Genomic DNA, 22,398 nt, shown 5'->3' with positions numbered 1-22,398 from the left:
CTTTTTCCTTAAAAAATGGGAGGTTCCGGAACGTCGCTGCCGCTCTGGAGGAAATCGAAATCGCAGCCCTGATCGGCCTGAGTGACGTGCTGCTGATAAAGGGCAGACCAGGAGCGGGAGAAGGTTTGGTGCGTCGGTTTTAGCGCGGCGCGGCGTCGGGCCAGTTCGGCTTCGTCAACCAGCATGTTGAGCGTACCGGCGGCGATATCCAGCTCGATCCGATCGCCGGTTTGCACCAGCGCCAGCGGCCCGCCAACCGCCGCTTCCGGCGCGACGTGCAGAATGCAGGTGCCGTAGTGGGTGCCGGACATGCGCGCATCGGAAATACGCACCATATCGGTGACGCCCTGTTGCAGCAGTTTTTTCGGGATCGGCAGGTTACCCCATTCCGGCATCCCCGGGCCGCCGACCGGACCGGCGTTACGCAGGATGATGACGCTATCTTTGGTCACATCGAGCGCCGGATCGTCAATGCAGTCAGAAAGCTGCTGGTGGCTGTCGAAAACCAGCGCCGGGCCAACGTGATGGCGTAGCTGCGGGCTGGCAGCAGAAGATTTCATTACCGCACCGTTAGGGCAGAGGTTGCCGCGCAGTACCGTCAACGCGCAGCCCTGAGTCAGCGGGATGACCGGATTATCAAGATCGCGAATGGTATCGTCATCGTAGCAGTGAGCGTTTTCGATCCAGGCGCTGACCGAAGTATTGGTGACGCCTTTTGCGTCCAGGTGCAGGAACTGGCTGATTTTTTTCAGCTGCGCCATCAGGCCACCGGCGAAAAAGAAATCGTCCATTAACCCTTTACCGGACGGGAACAGGTTCGCCAGCACCGGAATACGGCGCGCCAGCGCTTCCATATCGTCGAGGTTCAACGCAATCGAGGCGCGGTTTGCCATGGCGATCAGGTGGATCGCGGCGTTGGTGGAACCGCCAAGCGCCATGTAGGCGGCGATGCCGTTAAGGAAGTTCTGTTTGGTCAGCCAGCGCGAAGGCTTATGGTCATACCACACCATATCAACGATTGTCTGGCCGCACTGCGCCGCCATTTGTGGATGACGGCAGTCGGCCGCCGGGATCGAACTGGCACCGGGCAGGGTAAAGCCCATCGCATCGGCGATCGAGGTCATGGTGGATGCGGTGCCCATGGTGTTGCAGGTGCCGATCGAGCGGGTCATCGCGCCTTCCAGTTCGATCCAGTCATGCTGAGTGATCGCACCGAGGCGGAGCTGATCCCAGAATTTTTTGGTGTGGGTGCCTGCGCCGGTCACCTGGCCGTGCCATTTGCCGGTGGTCATTGGACCCGCCGGGCAGAAGATGACCGGGATATCCATCGAAAGCGCGCCCATCAGCAGCGCGGGCGTCGATTTATCGCAGCCGCCTAACAGCACGACGCCGTCGATCGGATGCTGGCGCAGAAGTTCCTCGGTTTCCATCGCCAGAAAGTTGCGATATAGCATGGTGGTGGGTTTCACCATCACTTCGCCCATCGACAGGGCCGGTAACTCGACCGGAAAACCGCCCGCTGCCCAGACGCCGCGTTTCACCGCCTCTGCACGTTCACGCAGATGCGAATGGCAGGCGCTCATATCGCTCCATGTGTTGATGATGATGCCGATAACCGGCTTGCCTAAAAACTCTTCCCGTGCGAAGCCCATCTGTTGGGTGCGCTGCCGATGCGCAAAGGCTCTGATAGTCTTGGGGGCATACCACCGTTGGCTACGAAGTTCGGAGATCTCCCTGCGCGTTAAACCGTCTTTGTTAAACATAAAGCCACTACCCTGGTGTTTGAATTTCCCGTTACACTAATATCGTAGCGCTACGATTTGCAAGATGGGATCTGCAAATTATGTGATCCATGATCGCTTTTCCCTTTCCGCCGCATGGTTTTTATTCGCCCGCTTCAAAATTTTGCATAAAGTGCTTTAAAGCCCGTTTTATCCTGTGTGATAGTAGCCTGATACCATAAGTATGAGGGTTGACAGCCATGGAGATGTTTTTCTCTGGTGTAACGTTTTTTTTCTTTCTCGTAATCGTAGCGCTATATTCTTATCGTAAAACAAAAGGCATATCAGAATCAGGCGTGGAGGGATTTTTTCTCGCCGGACGAGGATTAAGCGGTTATTTCATTGCGGGATCGCTGTTGCTTTCCAATCTGTCGGCAGAGCAGCTGGTGGGGCTTAACGGCAACGCCTATCGCTTCGACATCAGTGGTATGGCCTGGGAAAGTACCGCTGCCATCGCCACGATTGTAATGGCGCTTTTCTTCCTGCCGCGCTTTCTACGCCGTGGCTTAACCACCATGCCGCAGTTTCTGGAAGAGCGTTTCGATAACAATACCCGCCGTATGGTCAGCATTATGCTATTGGTGGGTTATGCGCTGATGGCGAATCCGTGCAGCCTCTATCTGGGGGCGATTACCATGAACGAGATGTTTAATTTCCAGCAGCTGCTGAACCTGTCGGACTGGAGCGCCATTGCGATCCTGGCGCTGGCGATGGGAGCGATTGGCGGCCTGTATGCCACGCTTGGTGGACTAAAAGCGGTAGCTATTTCTGACACGATCAGCGGGCTGATCCTGCTGGTGGCGGCGCTTCTGGTGCCGGTGCTGGGGCTGTTTGCGCTGGGTGACGGCTCTTTCAGCGCCGGAGCTAAAATTTTGCTGAGCCATCCCCGGCAGCTAAACGCGATTGGCTCTTCCAGTTCGGCGGTGCCGTTCAGCACCATCTTTACCGGGATGCTGTGTGCCAACATGTTTTACTGGTGTACCAATCAAATGATCATTCAGCGCACTCTGGGAGCGCAATCGCTGGCAGAGAGCCAGAAAGGGGTTTTACTGGCGGGTTCGATCAAACTGCTGGTGCCGCTGGCAATGGTGTTACCCGGCCTTATTGCCCTGAATATGTTTGGCCCGGTATTTAGCAATGCGGATTATGCCTATCCGACGCTGGTTAAGGCCGTACTGCCCTGGTGGCTGATCGGCATGTTTGCGGCAGCTATTTTTGGCACGGTGATCAGCCACTTTAATTCCGTGGTTAATTCCAGCGCCACGCTGTTTGTTATCGATCTGTTTGGTCCAATGACCGGCTGTCGTGATGAGAAAAAACTGGTACGTATGGGCAAAATAGCGTCGGTTGTTGTTTCACTGATTTCCATCATGATTGCGCCGATGCTGCTGCATACGCCGAACGGTATTTTCGATCTGATGCGTCGTTTTACCGGTTTTTATAATATTCCGATTATTACTATCGTGCTGGTAGGATTCCTGACGCGCCATGTTCCGGCACTGGCGGCAAAATGCGTGCTGGTGTTTCATATTGTGGTTTATGGCATGTATATGTTTACCGACATCGACAAACTTATTCCTCTCCATTACATCCACGTCATGGGCATTTTGTTTATCGTTGAAGTGACGCTGATGTTGATTATTGGTAAGGTGAAACCTGCGGCCTGGCGCGCGTCAGCACATGCGCCAGCCAGTATTCCGATGGAAAAATGGCGCTTTGCCGTGCCTGCCAGTGTTATTATGGTGGCGGTTTTAATCAGCGTTTACATCACGTTATCTCCCTTTGGCCTGGCATCTGAGACAGGTATATCTGACCATTATGGCTATCTTTTGGCGCTGGTATGGGGAAGTGCAGTATTGCTGATTATGGGATTAGCTCGACGCCACATTTTTCGCTCCGGGCGAGAGATGATGGCGCTGAACGAGAGTGCGGGAGCAAAATGCGTCAACGATCACGCCAAATCATAAAGCTTGATGATGTGGCTCTTCAGGCCGGAGTCTCGCCTTCAACCGTTTCGCTGTATATTCGCCAGCCAGAGCGCGTTTCAGCCAAAACAGGGAAGAAAATTCAGACGGCCATAGATAATCTGGGTTACGTGCATAATAAAATTGCCAGCCAGTTTACCGGAGGGCGCAGCAGTAATATGGCGGTAGTATTACCTTCGCTGGCCAACGTCATTTTCAGCTATGTTATTCAGCGTATTGAATCGACCGTGAGCGCGCAGGGGTTTCAGTTATCTATTGCCTCTCACGATCACTGTCTGAATAAAGAAGAGGAACAGATTCGCGCTATTTTACAGTGGACGCCAGCGGTGATTGCTATCGCCGGTGCGGATCATAAAACCTCAACCTTAAAGATGCTGCAAAACAGCGGCGTGCCGGTAGTGCAGATGTGGCAGGTTGACGGTAGCGCGATTACCGCGCAGGTCGGTAATAATCATGAACAGATCGGCTACAGTGCCGCACAATATTTACTGGAGACTGGCTGCGAACAGCTGGCCTATTTCACCACGCGTTTTAATGATGATATTCGCGCACGTACGCGCTACACGGGCTTTTGTCGTGCGCTGGAAGAGCGGGGGAAAAAGCCGCTGCTGGTAGATATTCCGCGCAGCGATAATATCTGGCAGGCCAGCCGCGAAACCCTGATGAAAACGCTGGTAAAGGAAAAAGGCCTCGACGGTATTTTCTGTACCAGTGATTCCATCGCCACCGCACTGTTAATGGAGGCGCAGTCGCGCGGTATTAAAGTCCCGGATCAGCTGAGTATTTTAGGCTTCGGTGATTTTCCATCAAGCGCATGGCTGTCGCCGGTTTCTCTCTCCAGCGTCAGCCTTAACGCCGATATGATTGCGGTAAAAACCGCTGAGATGATGCTGGCGATGAGCCAGGATAAAGAGTATCGCGGCGAGGTGGTGAACGTCGGCTTTGAGATTATACCGCGCGGCAGTACGCGTTTACCCTTCTGAAAAAGCGGCCTGTAAAGGCCGTTTTTGTTGATTCAGCCCGAGCCCTGAACAATCAGTCGGCTATTCTGGTTAACTCCAGCAGGCACACCGCATTAATATCCATCATGATTTCAGTTACCCACTCCTGATTAATTCGTTCATCATGGACGCTAAGCGTCGGTTCTGAGCGCTGGCTAATATAGTGCATGGTTTCTTCATCCCGATCGTAGCGGGTGGGATGTAAACCATATTGATGATAGAGCGCGCCATTTTTCTGATCGAAAAGCCATTTTTTATACGCCAGGTACCGGGAGCGCTAAGTGCCAACCGTATATGAAAGCATTTACTGTAATCATTGAGTAGATTCTGTTGTACCGATAACTGTGGATTAATGGTGACGGTATTAAGTAACAGCAGTTGATGAACATTGCCGCTGCGGGTTGCTATCCAGTCAGGGCCGAAATCACAGACCCGTTTTTTTAACCGCTCTTTCAGTGCCAGAATATGAAAAATAGGGCGCTTAGTCGTGGCGCTGAAGAATAAGGAAAGGCTGTTATTCTCGATAAGATTGTTGGCGCAGACTTCATTTTGCTGCTCTGAATTAAGCCACAGCCCCATCATCGTGACTTCCTCCGGTAAAGAGAGCAGCATATCCATCAATAATGCGCCACGGAAAAAAGGCCATTGATGGTTAGCGTATTCCCCGTTAGCGTTCCCCAGGATTGTAAATAGAGCTGGCAGCGTAGCTGGTGTTTTTTTAACAGAGTGATAATTCGATTCATCTGCTGATAAATGATTTTATGATTATCCTGTGGCCTGTATTCCGGGATATCAATTCGGGCGCTCCGATCGTTGGGGATAAGCGAAAAGGCAATAAAATCGGTTTGTTTTAGCAGCTCGACGGAGGGAAGACCGGGTTCATCTTTACTCTGCGGTAAGGCCAAACCTACGCTGCTGCCGGGAAGCATACGACAAATAGCTGTTAGCCACGTTATGGCGGACTCATTCAGTTTCCCCTTTTCTTTGGTTGCCATCTCCAGAATAAATGACCATTTTTGTACATACTCTTGCCCCAGCAGCAAAATGTGATGATGAATAAACTGCTCCAGACGCTCCAGTTTTTCGCTGGCGGGCGACAGGCGGATCACTACGCTGACGCCAATATGCTTGAGAAAATTGCAGGCCATATCAAGATTGCTCCACGGTGACCATGTGGGATTCGGCTCACCGGTATAAATACTGTGTAGGGCGAAAATATCCTCCAGCGAATCGGCTATCTCTACCTGAAATTCGTTAAGTAAAGTTCTCAAAGACGTCAGCTGTTGCTGAACATGTTGCTTAAGCAGCTCATTAAAACTGCCTACGGCAATAACGTAGCGACGGGCCTTAATGCGATCGGTTTCACTACTAAAGTCTGGCGTAATACATGCTGTTTTAACCGGTAAATGGCGATGTATGGCAGGTTGCCTGTCAGGTATAGCGCGTGAAAGGCAGGAAAACAGCATAACGGAACTGACATTGCGGGTTTGAGCCGGTGTTTCTGGACGTGCATCCACGATTTGACCTATCTGGCGCGAGGTAAACGCGATTTCTTTTACCGCATGCTCAAAACGGACCGTAGTGTGGGTATCTATGCTACGCCTTCTACCTATACCGCCGTTGCTTCTGCGCCACAGGAAAAAGCTGCCGTGGCGGCAGGCATTTATAAGCTGGCCAGCTCGCTCGGCGGAGCAATGGGCGTGGCGCTGTCGCTTGCGGTTTACTCTGCTTTTGATGATGTGCATCAGGCGGGTGCGGCAGGATTTGGTTAAATGTCGGCTTTGGGGTAATTGCCCTTATCTCAATTCTGTTCATTATTCCCCGGAACGTAGCGCAAAAGGCTGAGTAATGCCCGCATGAAATGCTAAGGGGATGCGATTCATCCCCCTTTTTTAGTGGGGTAAGTTTGCTTTGGTGACCGTATTTGAGAACAATATCTGCGGTTATTTGTTATTTGTATTAACCCAAAGCGGTGTCAATGAAATTAATATTATGGTGTTTTGGTATAACGTCGTGGCTGCTAATAAACCGCTTTGCGATGCTGCAACGCGCATAAAAAAATCCGGCAACCGAGAGAGGTTTCCGGATTTTTATCCCATTGCTGAATCAGACAACTCATCCTTAATGGCTTGACTTCATCTGATTAACAGCTGGCATTACTTACACATTTATCAATGTGTTGCTGGCTATTGATTAGCGAGCGGTGGAGTAAGAGGGGGGATCATGCGTTTGCTACCGGTTGATTCGAAGGCTGCACCAAAACGCAACAGGTTATTGTCGTCATAAGCCCTACCGGCAAAAGTCAGGCCTACTGGCATACCAATATCGGCCATTATACCCATCGGTACGGTAACGGTTGGGACACCTAAATGGCGAATGGCAAGATTACCGTTAGCAACCCAAACCCCATTGCTCCAGGCGATATCGGCCGATGCCGGGTTGACATCAGCATCTGCCGGGCCAACATCAGCGACGGTTGGGAATAGCACGGCGTCGAGTTTCAGGTTGTCCATCCAGTCTTCCAGATCCAGTTTGCGGGTCTTCTCCAGGCCACGCAGGCCGTCCGGCACGCTATCGATCTGGTTGTACGATTTGAGGCCTCGTTTGGCCATATTAACGTATTCTTCCATGCCTGCCGCAAGATCGCCTTCGCGGTTCGGCAGGGTGCCCAGGTCGTGCGGGAAGATCTGTGGCCCATTGGCATCAGCCAGTTTATTTAGTTTGGGATCGCCATTTGCGCGTAAGAATTCATCGAAAGCCCAGCCGGATAATTCCCAGAGCTCATCATTGAGAAATTCAGGTGAAACAATTCCACGATTGAATACGGTCGGCGCACCGGGACGGTCACCTTCACAGTTTGAGACCAGCGGGAAGTCTACTTCTACTACTTCCGCTCCCGCAGCTTCCAGAGTTTTTCGTGCATCTTCCCAAAGGTCTATTACCGATGCGCGAGTGTTGATACGTTGACCAGTTGGGCCTCCGATACCAGGATGTTCACTGGTGCCAGCCAGTTCGTCTTTGTTGATGAACATACGCGGGACACCGAAGCGTTTGCCTTTCAGGGCGTCGGCTTTGACGGCAAGATCCAGGTAAGATGCCGGGCGTACTTCCGAAGCTTTAGGGATTTTTATCCAGGGCTGTAAACGCCACAGATCACCACGGGTAATCGGATCGTCTGCAACCACGACATCAAGAATCTCAAGCAAGTCGGCCATGGTTCGGGCGTATGGTACTACCACGTCCATTGTCGGTGTCAGGGGCCAGTTACCGCGCACAGAAATCACGCCGCGTGACGGCGTGTAGGCGCACAGACCGTTGTTTGACGCTGGACCGCGTCCGCTGGACCATGTTTCTTCCGCCAGACCGAAAGCGGAAAAGCTTGCAGCGGTACCCGTGCCAGCACCATTCGAAGAGCCGGAGGCGAATGGTGCGGTAAGGTAGCGGGCATTATATGGGCTTTCTGCACGTCCATAATGTCCTCGCTGCATACCGCCATTAGCCATCGGTGGCATGTTAGTTTTACCCAGGCAGATAGCGCCAGCGTTGCGCAGACGTTCGACGGCAAACGCATCGTATTGGGCGATTAAATCTTTGAACGCAGGGCTACCAGAAGCGGCGGTGAGCCCCTTGACCAAATAACTATCCTTGGCGGTATAGGGAATGCCATCCAGCGGGCTCAGCACCTCACCGCGGGCACGACGCGCATCGGAAGCTTCGGCCTCCTTGATTGCATCCGGGTTACGTACCACTACCGCATTCAACTTTGTTTCTGTCTCTGGGCCATTATAGGCATCGATGCGTGCAAAATAGGCTTTAACCAGTTCGACAGCTGTAGTACGACCAGACTCGAGCGCATTGCGCAATTCGGCAATAGAAACCTCAGTTACTTCGATCATGCTGCCATCTCCTGCATAAAAATAAACGTTTGACAGATATTGCTGTTCTGGGACGATATATCACAATTCTTATAGTGTCTTTTCATAAGCACGACTCCTTGGTCGAATATATTATTTATATTTTTATCGTGTATTACATTAATTTTTTACGGAATGCGTTAGCCCTGCATGTGTTTTTTCGGCACGACGGATAATAATATCACCCACTACCAAAACAATGATTACGCCTGTTAAAATTGGACCGCTATGGCTCCATTGAATAATGCCCTTCGGTAAGTCAGGGAAAATGAATAACATAGCGCACATAAAAATAAATAACATACAGAGCAGTGAGCAACTTATAGCAACCGGCATTCCGCCTGGTACTCTGAATGGTCTGCGAGTTGTTTTATCGGAAATACGTAACTTAATAAATGAAGCGAAAAACAGAAGATAACTAATAATGATACAGGCGCTGGAGAAAGAGAATACAGACCAGAACATATTAGCGTTATCACCCTGAGCAAACCATGCATAAACCAGAGTAATGATGGTAGATACAATGCCGAGAATGCGGTTAGCCCAGTACGGTGTATTATTTTTAGGATGCCAGCGACCAATGAAAGCAGGTAGCTCTCCCTCCCTGGCGGCTTCCGCAGCAGCACGGCTGGGAGCCATCGCCCAGGTAACCTGATTACCAATAATCGAAAGCATGAAAAAGACGCACACCAGGATAATTAATGGGCTACCTTCCCCAAGCAGTGGGCCAAGCGCATCGACAATACCGGAAACCAGATTCAGGTTTTCCAGTGGGATAGCCATCAAAATCCCCATAGATCCAAACACATAAAGGAAGGCAATGGCCAGTGAAGCAAGAAGGATGGCTCTGGGCATATCTCGTACTGGATTGCGTAACTCTTTCCCCATGCAGGCAACCAGTTCCAGTCCGACAAGGTTATAAACAATTACCGCCAGGAATCCGATGCCTGAGGAAGCGGAAGGAAGCATCGTGTGTAGGGAAAATTCGTTAGCCGGACCATGCATAAACATATGATAGAACCCAGCAACGCCGAGGATCATAATTACCGTAATTTTAAAAATGGCGCCGGATACTGTTAGCCAGATACCGACACTGGTTTTAAAATTAATAAAGGCAATGGTCAGCCAACTCATAACCAGAACAATTACCACTTGCCACATCAGAGATAGTTCCGGCATAAAAACGCGAGCAAACATACCGGCAAAAAGAATATAGCCAGCAGGCATCCAAAGTCCACCAGCCAGCCAGTATAAATAAACCGCTCTGGTAGACATACGCGCGCCAAAGGCCCTGCGTATCCAGTCATATATCCCACCCTCAGCAGGATAGGTTGTGCCAAGTTCTGAAGTAATGAGGGAATAAGGGACAATAAAAAATATTAATGTTACTCCCCACCAGAACAGGCCACTGGGGCCTATTGAAGCCGAAGCAGTAAGCGTTTCGAGGACAATCACGGCACACATGCAAAATAGTGCTATTTGTGATATCCCCATCTTTCCTTTACAGTTATTTGATTCCATAAGAAAGTCCTGTAATAGTTGGTGGTTTATGATTCTTTCCGGTATGCCTTTAATAAATTCTTGTTTATTTCTTTAAATCACGGAGCTTATATAGCAATGCCTGTGCCATAAAATTTTATTACCTAACTTATTGAATTATATAGAGGCGAGAGATCAGGTTAATGACTAATATTCAGCAGTGTGCTTAAATTTAAGCACTTTGCTTAATGTTAATCGATTTGCAGGAAACGAAAATGAACAGTGATATTGATCCCGAACTGCATACCGCAATTAAAGTATTTGGTCATTTTTTCGATGTGCTTGGGCAACCTTTTTCGATACTGAATGCCGCAGGAAAGCATGTTTATTACAATCAGGAAAATGCGGACCTGGATGAGTGTCAGCGTAAGGACATATTGGGCAAGCATATGCTGACCGCCTTCCCGTCTATTGACGCGGATGATAATGAAATGCTTAAAGCTTTGCAGTATGAAGAGGAATCAATCAATCATCAAAAAAGTTATTTTACACCTAGTGGTAAATTGATTGATTATCAACATACTACGGTTCCTTTATTTAATTCTGCGGGCACGGTTATTGGCGTGATCGAGTCGGGACAAGATCTTTCGCGTTTTCGTAAATTGCAACGTCATTTAACAGTATTGAATGAAAAACTGTTCTGTAATGAGAAAGGTGAGCAACCTGAGATTGTTCATAATTCAGACTCAATGCGGCATGTGCTCGATCGTGCATCCCGGCTGGCGGTAAGTAATGTTCCGGTTATGATCATTGGTGAAACCGGGACCGGGAAAGAACTGCTGGCCAGTTTTGTGCACAGGCACAGCCCACGTCGTAATAAGCCTTTTATCGCGCTTAACTGTGGAGCTTTGCCGGTAACGTTAATTGAAAGTACTTTGTTTGGCACCGTAAAAGGGGGGTTCACTGGTGCAGAAAATACCAGAGGCTACCTGGAGCTTGCCAATGGTGGAACATTGTTTCTGGATGAATTAAATGCAATGCCCATTGATATACAGGGAAAAATACTTCGTTTTCTCCAGGAAAAAACTTTCTGGAAAGTAGGGGGGAGTAAAGAACTAAAATCAGATATTCGTATCATTGCAGCTATGAATGAATCACCTTACGAAATGATCAGACAGAAACGATTACGTGACGATCTTTTTTACAGGCTGGAAATCGGTATGGTGGTTATTCCTCCTCTTCGGGAAAGAAAAGATGAAATAATTCCGCTAGCCCGCCATTTTATGATGAAACATCAGGCAAGCAGCAACATGCAGGTATATCCATTCCCTGCGTCGGTTGAAAAACAGCTTCTTGAATACAGCTGGCCTGGTAATGTAAGGATGCTGGAAAACGTTATTGTTCGTAGTCTGATACTTCAAAAACAACCGGGGCCGCTTAATGAGCTTATTTTTAATAGTGAAGCTGAAGTAAGTACCGGATTTTCTACAGATTCGCATACGGAGATACCCATTCAGCATAAAAGTTGCGGTGAAAGCGCGATTGCTCAAAGCGCAACGCTAAATGATAAGCTTGAAGCCTATGAATATCAGCTTTTAATCGAAGCGTTGAAAGATGCCCATGGATGCGTAGCTAAGGCAGCAAGAATATTGAGAATTTCCAGAGGGGCTTTACAATACAAAGTAAAGAAACATAATATTATGTTTAGTCTGGAAGAAAAAAAGAATGATAATTAATGAAAAGCTTTGGTACAACCAAAATGCATTAAATATGCGTTGCCTGGACCTAATCTGGTCAATAAAAATTTATGAGGGATAACAGGATAACGTATCTGGAAACGCTGGATGTTGTGTTATCGCTGGTGTAACAAATGACCAGTCAGATCCACAGCATACAGGCGTGCCGTAAAACGCCAGCGCTAACGGCACGACAGGTGCAGTGCTGCTGGGTTACAGGCGAAATATAAGCCTGTTATTGGATAGTCAGATCGCGTTATCAGGAACGGCCCGCATTAGGCGGGCTTTTTTATGTCTGTCAGGCGCGATGAGTGGTGCTGGCCTGTTGCCCGTTGATTAATACATCGCGATGTTAGTAATGTCTTCATCGCTGGATTACCAGACTCCAGCTGAATTTGCAGCAGGATGGCGAAATGGAAAATATGAAGAAAAACAAAACGACATTACTAACTGACTATTGTGTTTAATACTGGGGGCAGGTCATGAGCTCCTCAGGGAACATGATCAGTAGGTTGAAAGATCTCTAAAAGTGAATGGTTCTTTTGCAGGGGTACTTACATAGCCATCGTAACCCGCAGAATGGACAAAGCACGTCTGGCCGCATTTGATGTGTTACCCGAGTATCGGAGCCAGGGACTGGCAAAACAGATGCTTACTCCTCTGTTGAATCGCCACAGATAATGTAAACACTTCTGAGCCATTGATAATATTGCATTGGCCTCCTGAGCCTGAGCATTTCTTTGTCCCATATCGGTTGCGATAGACCCTGTAGCAGATATTAGTTTGCGCATTGCATGCCAGAACTGAATTTTTGCCCGAGCATTTTGCTCCAGGGCTGCTATTTCTTCCGAGGGCTTCATGACTAACACTAACTTTTCTCAAACGGCTGCGTTTATCTGGTCGGTGGCCGATCTGCTGCGCGGTGATTTTAAACAGTCTCAGTACGGGCGCGTGATCCTGCCCTTTACGCTGCTGCGTCGTCTTGAGTGTGTGTTGGCGGAGACCAAAGACGCGGTGGTGGCGAAATATGATGAATTAAAAACCAGTCCACTGCCGGAAGATGCTAAAGAGAAGTTCCTGCTGCGCGCCAGCGGGCTTTCCTTCTTCAACACCTCGAAGATGGATCTGGGCAAGATGGGTCAGAACGACATCAAAGCCAACCTGGAAAGCTACGTACAGGCGTTTTCACCGGAGGCGCGTGAAATCTTTGAGCACTTCAAATTCAGTGAGTTTGTCGGCCAGCTGGAAGATGCCAACCTGCTGTTTAAAGTGGTGACGAAATTTGCTACCACTGACCTGAGCCCGAAAGCGATTTCCAACTATGAAATGGGCTTGGTGTTTGAAGAACTTATCCGTCGTTTCGCGGAAAGTTCTAATGAAACCGCTGGTGAGCACTTTACCCCACGCGATATCGTGCGTCTGACCACCTCGCTGGTGTTTATGGAAGATGATGAAGCCCTGACGCAGGACGGTATCATACGTACCATTTATGACCCAACGGCCGGGACCGGCGGCTTTCTCTCTTCGGGCATGGAGTATGTGCACGAGCTGAACCCAAAAGCAGTAATGCGCGCCTTTGGTCAGGAGCTGAACCCGGAATCCTACGCTATCTGTAAAGCCGATATGCTGATCAAAGGCCAGGACGTCAGCCGTATTAAGCTGGGTAACACCCTCTCTAACGATCAGCTGCCGCAGGACCAGTTCGACTACATGCTCTCTAACCCGCCGTTTGGCGTGGACTGGAAGAAGATTGAGAGCGAAATTAACGACGAACATACGCAGAAAGGCTTTAACGGTCGCTTTGGCCCAGGCCTGCCGCGTGTTTCCGACGGTTCTCTGCTGTTCCTGCTGCACCTGATCAGCAAAATGCGCGACAACCACAATATGGATGGTACCCTGAGCAACGGCGGGCGTATCGGGATTATCCTTAACGGATCGCCACTGTTTACCGGTGGTGCGGGCAGCGGCGAAAGCGAAATCCGTCGCTACGTTCTGGAAGCCGATTTGCTGGAAGGCATCGTCGCGCTGCCAACGGACATGTTCTATAACACCGGCATTGCCACCTACGTCTGGATCCTCTCCAACAAGAAAGCGCCTGAGCGTAAAGGCAAAGTACAGCTGATTGATGGCACCAACCTGTGCGGTAAAATGCGTAAATCGCTGGGTTCCAAGCGTAACCTGATGGGCGAAGACGATATCAGGCTGATCACCCAGACCTTCGGTGATTTTAAGATGGTGGATGCCACGACCCTGGAAAAACTGGGTCTGGAAAAAGCCGCTGAGCAAAAGTCTAACCGTGGCCGTCAGCCATCCACCGCCAAAACCGAAGCGCCGAAAACCTTCGCCAGCAAAATCTTTAACAGCACCGACTTTGGCTATCGCCGCCTGACCATTGAACGCCCGCTGCGTTTATCCGCACAGGTGACCGATGAGGCGATTACAACTTTGCGCTTTGCGCCGAAGCCGTTTAATGCGCCGATGGAACGCCTGTATAAAGAGTTCGCATCCCAATGGCAGGAGGATACCTATGGTGATTTCTCTGAACTGGAAGCAGAAGCGCGCGCCATCATTAAAGCTGAATTTGCCGAGCTGAAAGAGAAACAGATTAAAGACCTGCTAGACAGCAAACTGTGGCTGGCACAGCGCGAGTTAATGACTAAAGCGCAGCAGATTCAGGAAGCCTTAGGTGAACAGGCTGGTGGGAAAACGCGGGTGAGCAATGACTTCAACCAGTTCCAGCTGACCCTGAAAGATACCACCAAAACTGCTGGCGTGAGGCTGGATGCGAAAGAGAACAAGCAGTTTATCGACGCTATCACCACGAAAAACCCGGATGCCGAGCCGGTGGTTAAGAAGGTGCTGAAAGAAGCCGCTCAGCCGCTGTACGGTGCGTTTGAGTACAAGGGTAAAGTGGTTGAGTTCGAACAGGACGGCGAGCTGCGCGATAACGAAAACGTGCCGCTGAACCCGGCGGTATCTACCAGCGATCTGATTGAAAACTATTTCGAGTCTGAAGTGCTGCCGCACGTGAATGACGCGTGGATCAACGCCGATAAGCGCGATGCAAAAGATAACGAGGTGGGGATTGTCGGTTACGAGATTCCATTTAACCGCCATTTCTACGTCTATCAGCCACCGCGCCCGCTCAAAGAGATTGATGCCGATCTGGATGCGGTCAGCGCCGAGATTATGAAGCTGCTGCAGGAGGTACATTCCTGATGGCTAAGTATAAGGCGTATCCAGAGTATAAGGATTCTGGGGTTGAGTGGCTGGGAAAAATTCCTGGTCACTGGAAAACTATATCTATATCAAGATTGTTCTCCCGGACTAAGCGATCCGGATATACAGAGAAGGAATTACTTTCTGTTTATCGAGACTATGGTGTCATACCCAAATCTAGCAGGGGTGATAACAATAATAAGCCTTCAGAAGATTTATCACCTTATCAATTGGTTCAACCAAATGATTTGGTCATGAATAAAATGAAGGCTTGGCAGGGATCAATCGCAATTTCAGAGTATGAAGGAATAGTTAGCCCTGCGTACTTTGTTTACCGACCCAATAAAATTCTTTTTGAGTTGGCGCATCCAAAGTATGTACATTATCTGCTCCGTAACCCCATCTATGTCACCCAATATTTGAGTCGTTCCAAAGGCATTCGAGTCAATCAATGGGATTTAGATCCTGATGAGTTTAGAAGTATTGAACTTCTGCTTCCAGACAAGATTGAGCAGGAAAAAATATACAGTTTCCTCGATCACGAAACCGCAAAAATCGATAACCTGATCGAGAAACAGCAGCAACTGATTGAACTGCTGAAAGAAAAGCGCCAGGCAGTGATTAGCCATGCCGTCACCAAAGGGCTAAACCCTGACGTGCCGATGAAAGATTCTGGTGTTGAATGGTTGGGGGAGGTACCGGAGCATTGGATTGTACGTAGATTAAAACATACGGCAAGCCTGCAGTCAGGAATACCTAAAGGGAAAGATCTGACAGGAAAAAGTAGTATCTCCGTACCTATGCTTCGTGTTGCTAACGTCCAAGATGGTTATCTTGATCTTGAGGATGTACATGCCATAGATATTGAACCAAGCCAACTTGAACGATATTTACTTCGCAATGGTGACGTATTGATGAATGAGGGTGGGGATAATGACCAGCTGGGCCGTGGTGCGGTCTGGTCGGCACCACTTGATAATTGCATTCATCAAAATCATGTTTTTGCCATTCGCCCCCAAAGTATCGAATCAGATTGGCTAGATATGCTTACAAGAGCAGCTTATGCAAAATTTCATTTCTATCGAGTAGCGAAGCAAAGTACAAACCTTGCATCTATTTCATCAACGAACATCAAAGAAACTCCATTGCTTATCCCTCCAGTTGAGGAAAGGGTGGAAATTCTGGAATTTATAAAGCTACAACTCGAAAAATTAAAAAAAACTGAAGAACTGAGTTCTAATCAAGTTGCCTTACTCCAGGAACGACGCACCGCCCTCATCTCTGCCGCCGTCACCGGGAAAATCGACGTCCGCGATTGGGATGCCCCGGATACGCAGGACATTGAGGAGCCACAGGAGGTCGCCGCATGAGCATGGACAGCACTAAGGAGTTGATTTTCCAGGATGAGATAATCACTCAGATGGAGGAAAAAGGCTGGATTCGCGGCAAAATTCACGGCTACGATCGCGAACGCGCGCTGTATTCCCAGGATGCGCTGACCTTTGTGCAAACCACGCAGCCACAGGAGTGGGAGAAGTTTGCCAAAATTTACCCTGGCGATACCGAGCGTCATTTCCTCGATGCGCTGGTGGCTCAGCTAAAAAAAGCGGATATCAACGCCACTGATATGCTTTCGCGCACCTACGGTACGCTCGGCGTGCTGCGTCACGGCATCAAAAGCCATAACGCGCGTTTTTCGCTGTGCCAGTTTAAGCCGGAACATAACCTCAATCCGGAAACCCTGACGCGCTACAAACAGAATATCTGCCGCCTCGTGCCGGAGCTGGTTTACAGCCCGCACGCGTCGAACGCCGCGTTTGAAGAAACGGGCGTTAAGGCAAAGAAATGGCGTATCGACCTGGTGCTGTTCGTTAACGGCCTGCCGATAGCGACGCTGGAACTGAAGTCTGAATTTAAGCAGACCGTGCAAAACGCCATTACGCAATATAAGAAAACGCGTTTGCCAAAGGACCCAGGCACCAATAAACCTGAACCGCTGCTGACCTTCAAACGCGGCGCGCTGGTGCACTTTGCCGTCAGCCAGTATGAAGTATTTATGGCGACCAGACTCGATGGCGATAAAACCTTCTTCCTGCCGTTTAACAAAGGCACCCATGACGGCGGTGCGGGGAACGACATCCCGGAAGATGCCAACGACTACGCCACCAGCTACCTGTGGAAGGAGGTGCTGCTGCCGGACAATCTGCTGAAAATTCTCGCCAGTTTTATGCACCTGCAAATCGTAGAAAAAGAGAACGCTATTGGCCTGAAATACAAAAGCGAGAGTCTGATTTTCCCGCGCTATCACCAGTGGGATATAGTGAACAAACTGATCGCTGCCGCCACGGTGGAGGGCACCGGCAACAAATACCTGATTCAGCACAGTGCCGGGTCGGGCAAATCGAACTCTATCGCCTGGACCGCCCACCAGCTTTCCCGCCTGTACGATAAAAATGGCGAGAAGCAGTTCCACTCGGTGATTGTGGTGACGGACCGCACCGTGCTCGACGATCAGCTGCAGGACACCATCTATCAGTTTGAGCATCAGGATGGCGTGGTTGGACGTATCAATAACAAAGAAGGCGACGGTTCTAAATCGGAAAAGCTGGCCAGCGCGCTGGAAAACTCACAGCCGATTATCATCGTCACCATTCAGACCTTCCCGTTTGTCCTGAAGGCGATTGAAAACAGCGTCAGCCTCAAGCAGCGCAAATACGCGGTGATTGCCGACGAAGCACACTCTTCGCAGAGCGGCTCTACCGCGCGGCAGCTGAAAGAAGTGCTGATGACCGAAGAAACGAATGACAATGTGGAAATGTCTTCAGAAGATATTCTGGATGCCACCGTCGCCGCACGTAAAGGCAGCAACAACCTCAACTATTACGCCTTCACCGCTACGCCGAAAGCCAAAACGCTGGAGCTGTTTGGCCGTCGTCCTAATCCGCAGGAACCGGCGTCTAAAACGAACAAACCGGAAGCGTTTCACGTTTACTCCATGCGTCAGGCTATCGAAGAAGGTTTTATTCTTGATGTGCTGAAGAACTACACCAATTACAAGGTGGCGTATAAGCTGCTGCAAAAGCTGGACGATCCTGACCGGGAAGTGGACAGCAAAAAAGCTAAAATCAAACTGAACCAGTGGGTCTCGCTGCACGACCATAACGTGTCGCAGAAAGTGAAGGTGATTGTTGAGCACTTCCGTAAGCATGTTATGCACCTGCTTGGTGGACAAGCCAAAGCGATGGTGGTAACCAGCTCGCGTAAGGCGGCGGTGCGTTACAAGTTGGCGTTCGATAAATACATCGTCGAGCAAAAGTACGACAAAATCAGTGCGATAGTGGCATTCTCCGGGGAAGTGGAATTCGATGAAGATGATCATAATAGCTTTGCGCTGCTCAATCAGAAGTTCACTGAGATCAATATGAACCCCGGACTGAAAGGCCGGGATATGCGTAAAGCGTTTGATACTGATGATTACCAGGTGATGCTGGTGGCTAACAAATTCCAGACCGGTTTTGACCAGCCCAAGCTGTGCGCCATGTATGTGGATAAAAAGCTGGGGGGCGTGGAGTGCGTACAGACGCTGTCGCGCCTGAACCGTACCTATCCTGGGAAGGCGCAATCCGGCACATTTGTGCTCGATTTCTACAACGAGCCCGACGAGATTTTAGGTGCTTTCCAGCCGTACTACCAGACAGCAGAGCTGACGGATGTCAGCGATCCGCAACTTGTCTTTGAGCTATATGAAAAGCTGCGAACCAGCGGTATTTTCCTGTGGAACGAAGTGGAGCAGTTCTGCGAGGTGTTCTTCAGCAAAAACAAATCCAATGCCGCCATTAGCAATATCTGCAAACCTGCGGTGGAGCGCTGGAAACATCGCTATATCTCGGCGATTGATGCGTATGTGCTGGCCAAAGAGATGTTTGAGCGTACCAGGAAGACTGGCGATGTTGTACTGATCACCAATGCGGAAAACACCTTCAAGGACTGCGAAAAAGAAAAAAGTAAGCTGGATATCTTCAAGAAAGATCTCGGCAGCTTTGTTCGCTTTTACGAGTTTATGTCACAAATCGTCGATTACGATGACAAAAACCTGGAAAAGCTGAGCCTGTTTGCTCGTCACCTGCGTCCGTTGCTGCATGAGCAACGTATCGAAGAAGATGAAATTGATTTAAGTAACGTCGAGATGAGCCATTACCGCCTGTCGAAGCTCCATGAACAGCATCTGAAGCTACAAGAAGATGCTGAAGACTACAAAATCAAACCGGGTAATGATGTCGGTACGGCAAAGCCGAAGGACAAGAAAGAGGAGTTTCTGTCAAATATCCTGGCTCGCCTTAACGAGCTGTTCGTCACCGATAATCTGACCGATAAAGACATGATCAATTATGCTTTCGCGGTGCGCGACAAGCTGTCAGAAAACCAGGCGGTGATGACCCAGATCGCGAACAATACGCGCGAACAGGCGATGCTGGGCGATTTTCCGAAAGCTATTGATGATGCCGTAATGGACAGTAACGACGCCCAGCAGGAGATGATGGTGCAGTACCTCTCTAATCCTGAACTGGCGAAAGGCTTTGCTCGGGTAGTGTTTGATATGTTGAAAGGGGCTTAACGCTTTTTCATCAAGGAGTGGAGTAGGAAATGCTGAATTCTCTGAAGATATATGTATTGGTCTTAGCTTCAAGCGAACTACGAAGTTGTTCTTGCTGATGTTTCTGTGGATCGGACTCGTGGCAATAACTGTCCCCCTGTTGAAAACCTGAACAAATCAGGGGGGATTTACCCGCTATTAAAACCATGGATGAGAAGGAGCTGCAGGAATATCTCCACACCATGGGCCAGAAGGAACGGCGGGAGCTGACAGCCAGGTTAAGGCTGGTAAAACCGAAGCGGAAAACAGCATACAAACAGAATATTTCGGATCAGCAGCGTCTGCAGTTTGATAAACTATTAGCTGCTAATGTTGGCGAATGTAGCGACGATAAGAAATGCCTGCGATTCAGTGGTTTTCTGAGTTGCTCAATGATGTAACGTTAAAAATTCTTGATCGTGAATACAGCTGAATAATATGCCCTGCTAATTAGTTTAAAAGGAATAAGGGGGTGGTATGCGTGTTGAAATAATAATTGATAAAGAACAAAAAATTAACCAGACAATATTGGTTGCGTTTGAAAAAGAGCTGTGCAGAAATTTATGCCAAGATTTTCCTGAAACAGCAATTCGCATGCGTCATGGGTAGAATTAGTCATTAACTTGATGTCATTAATTTAATTGACTCATCTGTAATTTATTGTTTTCTTGAGTTCTGGATATTTGCTATTTAGAGTACAATATAATGTTAATACAATTCATGGATGAGCGAAGACGTGCCAGATGCACATCTGGCAGAAGTATTAAGCCGCGCCTATGTTGCTGTAAGGAACAATACTAAAGATGTTTGGAAAGATCTTTATTTAGGGGGGGGGAATTACATGGTATAGCTCATGTTTGTTTGACGACTATCAAGGAATATGCCATCAGTTACGTCGTCAGGATTATAATGAGTTGCAATCAATTTTGCATGGCTATCAGCGAAGTGATGTTTGCGCTCTGATATTCACATTGTTTATTGAATATTTATTACTGCCGTTATCTGAAGCCGATGTTCGCGCTGTGATGCAAAAAATAAAAAATGATTTGCATGTTGACCTGATGTAACGTGCTGTATTAATCGCGTCAGGCAGCGTAGCTAAAAAAACGGTAGCGTATAGTATTGCATCTGCAGTTATAACAAGGCGTCCGGGGATTAATATATATAAGACGGTATCCAGGCGCGCAATTTTATTAACAGTAGTTGAGCATTACGGAATCCTTCAGGATCGCACAAAGTGTGCCAGGAAATTATGGCGAACAGATTATGTGCTCCATGATATTTTGGCGTTCAATCGGGTAGAAACGTTCTGGTTTTATGTTGAGCCGGTACTGGGAAAATATTTGACAGCACCACACAAAACAGAACAGGATGTTTATAAAATAATTAGCGAGCTGTTGAATTATTAAAATGAAAATAAAAGACCAGCTGATTTTTGACTTAAAAATTTATCTCGCTACCGGTGTTAGCCTGGCGCTGATTGTTCTCTTGTCATACGGCGCGTACCTCATACTGCCGGGTTTCTGGCCGATTCTGGCTGTGATTATTGCTGTTGGCGTTACGCTCATTGCCGGGCGACTGGTGAAGTAAGCGTAAGTGCATGGCTATGGCGCATGAAATTGCATGATCGTTTGAGGATCGTTTTTGCTGAGGCCCGCCAGAACTGGTGGGCTTTTGCTTATGTCATGCAGGTGTATGAAAACCGCTACATAAAGCGGGCAGGGGCGGCGGGATACGAGCGCACGCAACGGGGGAAATGATAAAAATCCGGCGCAATATCCGGCACGCTGGCAGCTTCAAAGCTGGATGTGGTTGAAGCTCTATCAGGGGTGGCAATCGTTCGGTCATATGTGTATAAGATTTTAACAGCATATAGCGAAAGGTGAAGGTAATGGATACTACTGAACAGCTTAATGGAACGTATTTCTACGGTGGGCTGACAAATCTTAGTGCCGGGGAGTTATTCTTCTGGATTATGATTGACGTAACGGCTGAACATTTCACTGGGGCGAAGGATGTTCTGGCAGCAGCAGCAATTTATAGCGGTCAGAATAACATCGCCGTCCGGGGTAAATTAGGAAATGCTACGCCCGGTACAAGTTATGCTTCACAATATTCAAGAAAGTTATTAAGAGATATACGGCTTCCTTTCCGTCTGCCTACCTGGATTCAGAATCCTGCCAATCCTTTTGACGTCAAACGGATTATGACATCAAAAATTTCCACATTTGTTGGGCGTACTATTCCCGTTGTGGGCTGGGTAATACTGGCAGGTGATGTTACCCAAATCGGTTATCAAGCTATGGTACGCTATAATCGGATTGCCAATAAGGAAGACAAGATATGGTAAAGTTGGATATTGAGCAGGCGGTTTATGCGCTTCTGTCTGAATACAATGGAAGAAGCCTTCTTACCCTTCGGCGCTACCCACTTAGACACGATACTGACTTGAATAAGGATTTTCGTATGGATCCACTTGATGCATATGACTTACTTGAAAAGTATTCTGAAAGGTTTGGTATTGATCCTGAGGAAATAAACTTTCAGCAATATTTTCCCGATGATTTTAGCAAAAAACATGATCCGCTTACCGTCCAGTTACTGATCGATTCTGCTGAGGCTGGGCACTGGCTGGGAAATAAATAAAGCG

Annotated in this window: 17 protein-coding genes and 2 pseudogenes; 14 read left to right on the top strand and 5 right to left on the bottom strand. The window is 48.6% G+C overall.

What is annotated here, in order from left to right; genetic code table 11:
• Window positions 1–8: 8 nt before the first annotated feature.
• A complete protein-coding gene (gene araD, locus C7M51_RS12135) occupies window positions 9–1,763 on the bottom strand; it encodes an L-arabinonate dehydratase (RefSeq protein ID WP_160622027.1) in 1,755 nt (584 codons plus the stop codon).
• A 218-nt stretch (window positions 1,764–1,981) separates the two neighbouring features.
• Between araD and C7M51_RS12130 the strand changes: the two genes are divergently transcribed.
• Complete coding sequence (locus tag C7M51_RS12130) at window positions 1,982–3,748, top strand: solute:sodium symporter family transporter (protein WP_160622026.1); 1,767 nt, start codon at window positions 1,982–1,984, stop codon at window positions 3,746–3,748.
• A complete protein-coding gene (locus C7M51_RS12125) occupies window positions 3,721–4,749 on the top strand; it encodes a LacI family DNA-binding transcriptional regulator (protein ID WP_160622025.1) in 1,029 nt (342 codons plus the stop codon). The genes C7M51_RS12130 and C7M51_RS12125 overlap by 28 nt, the downstream gene beginning before the upstream one ends.
• 114 nt (window positions 4,750–4,863) lie before the next feature.
• Here the strand turns inward: C7M51_RS12125 and C7M51_RS12120 are convergent, their stop codons facing one another.
• Together C7M51_RS12120 and C7M51_RS12115 are read right to left on the bottom strand one after the other, a co-directional pair.
• Window positions 4,864–5,385: a hypothetical protein gene (locus C7M51_RS12120; RefSeq protein ID WP_160622024.1), complete on the bottom strand. Its 522-nt coding sequence runs from the start codon at window positions 5,383–5,385 to the stop codon at window positions 4,864–4,866.
• On the bottom strand, window positions 5,385–6,038 hold the full coding sequence (locus C7M51_RS12115) for a hypothetical protein (protein ID WP_160622023.1): 654 nt from the start codon (window positions 6,036–6,038) through the stop codon (window positions 5,385–5,387). The genes C7M51_RS12120 and C7M51_RS12115 overlap by 1 nt, the downstream gene beginning before the upstream one ends.
• Window positions 6,039–6,350: 312 nt before the next feature.
• Here C7M51_RS12115 and C7M51_RS12110 point away from each other — a divergent pair, with 312 nt between their 5' ends.
• Window positions 6,351–6,539: an MFS transporter gene (locus C7M51_RS12110; RefSeq protein ID WP_160622022.1), complete on the top strand. Its 189-nt coding sequence runs from the start codon at window positions 6,351–6,353 to the stop codon at window positions 6,537–6,539.
• A 414-nt stretch (window positions 6,540–6,953) separates the two neighbouring features.
• On the opposite strand, the gene C7M51_RS12105 is transcribed toward C7M51_RS12110, so the two are convergent.
• Both C7M51_RS12105 and C7M51_RS12100 read right to left on the bottom strand, forming a co-directional pair.
• On the bottom strand, window positions 6,954–8,663 hold the full coding sequence (locus tag C7M51_RS12105; protein WP_160622021.1) for an amidase: 1,710 nt from the start codon (window positions 8,661–8,663) through the stop codon (window positions 6,954–6,956).
• Between the two features lie 138 nt (window positions 8,664–8,801).
• On the bottom strand, window positions 8,802–10,202 hold the full coding sequence (locus C7M51_RS12100; RefSeq protein ID WP_160622020.1) for an APC family permease: 1,401 nt from the start codon (window positions 10,200–10,202) through the stop codon (window positions 8,802–8,804).
• Window positions 10,203–10,435: 233 nt separating this feature from the next.
• On the opposite strand from C7M51_RS12100, the gene C7M51_RS12095 reads away from it, so the two are divergent.
• From C7M51_RS12095 to C7M51_RS12055, 11 genes and pseudogenes are all read left to right on the top strand, one after another.
• Window positions 10,436–11,896, top strand: a complete 1,461-nt coding sequence (locus tag C7M51_RS12095) for a sigma-54 interaction domain-containing protein (RefSeq protein ID WP_160622019.1) — start codon at window positions 10,436–10,438, stop codon at window positions 11,894–11,896.
• Between the two features lie 858 nt (window positions 11,897–12,754).
• Complete coding sequence (locus tag C7M51_RS12090; RefSeq protein ID WP_160622018.1) at window positions 12,755–15,115, top strand: type I restriction-modification system subunit M; 2,361 nt, start codon at window positions 12,755–12,757, stop codon at window positions 15,113–15,115.
• Window positions 15,115–16,485 (top strand): restriction endonuclease subunit S, encoded by a 1,371-nt coding sequence (locus tag C7M51_RS12085; protein ID WP_160622017.1) that lies wholly within the window; start codon window positions 15,115–15,117, stop codon window positions 16,483–16,485. Before C7M51_RS12090 ends, C7M51_RS12085 begins: the two co-directional genes overlap by 1 nt.
• Entirely contained in the window at window positions 16,482–19,730 is a 3,249-nt protein-coding gene (locus C7M51_RS12080) for a type I restriction endonuclease subunit R (protein WP_160622016.1), read from the top strand. Before C7M51_RS12085 ends, C7M51_RS12080 begins: the two co-directional genes overlap by 4 nt.
• A gap of 114 nt (window positions 19,731–19,844) precedes the next feature.
• Window positions 19,845–20,077, top strand: a pseudogene (locus C7M51_RS12075) (hypothetical protein); the annotation flags it as partial.
• A gap of 148 nt (window positions 20,078–20,225) precedes the next feature.
• Window positions 20,226–20,354 (top strand): annotated as a pseudogene (locus C7M51_RS22465) (DinI family protein); the annotation flags it as partial.
• Window positions 20,355–20,605: 251 nt separating this feature from the next.
• Window positions 20,606–20,815: a hypothetical protein gene (locus tag C7M51_RS12070; protein ID WP_160622015.1), complete on the top strand. Its 210-nt coding sequence runs from the start codon at window positions 20,606–20,608 to the stop codon at window positions 20,813–20,815.
• A 343-nt stretch (window positions 20,816–21,158) separates the two neighbouring features.
• On the top strand, window positions 21,159–21,338 hold the full coding sequence (locus C7M51_RS12065) for a hypothetical protein (RefSeq protein WP_160622014.1): 180 nt from the start codon (window positions 21,159–21,161) through the stop codon (window positions 21,336–21,338).
• 23 nt (window positions 21,339–21,361) lie between these two features.
• Window positions 21,362–21,508: a hypothetical protein gene (locus C7M51_RS22260; RefSeq protein ID WP_167522369.1), complete on the top strand. Its 147-nt coding sequence runs from the start codon at window positions 21,362–21,364 to the stop codon at window positions 21,506–21,508.
• Between the two features lie 131 nt (window positions 21,509–21,639).
• Window positions 21,640–22,098, top strand: coding sequence for an STM2901 family protein (locus tag C7M51_RS12060; RefSeq protein WP_160622013.1), 459 nt, complete (start codon window positions 21,640–21,642; stop codon window positions 22,096–22,098).
• Window positions 22,092–22,394 (top strand): DUF1493 family protein, encoded by a 303-nt coding sequence (locus C7M51_RS12055; protein WP_160622012.1) that lies wholly within the window; start codon window positions 22,092–22,094, stop codon window positions 22,392–22,394. Before C7M51_RS12060 ends, C7M51_RS12055 begins: the two co-directional genes overlap by 7 nt.
• Window positions 22,395–22,398: the final 4 nt, after the last annotated feature.

The organism is Mixta intestinalis (assembly GCF_009914055.1).
Lineage (GTDB): Bacteria > Pseudomonadota > Gammaproteobacteria > Enterobacterales > Enterobacteriaceae > Mixta > Mixta intestinalis.
The sequence above is the reverse complement of the archived record's forward strand: the minus strand, read 5'-3'. Positions and strand labels throughout refer to the sequence as shown.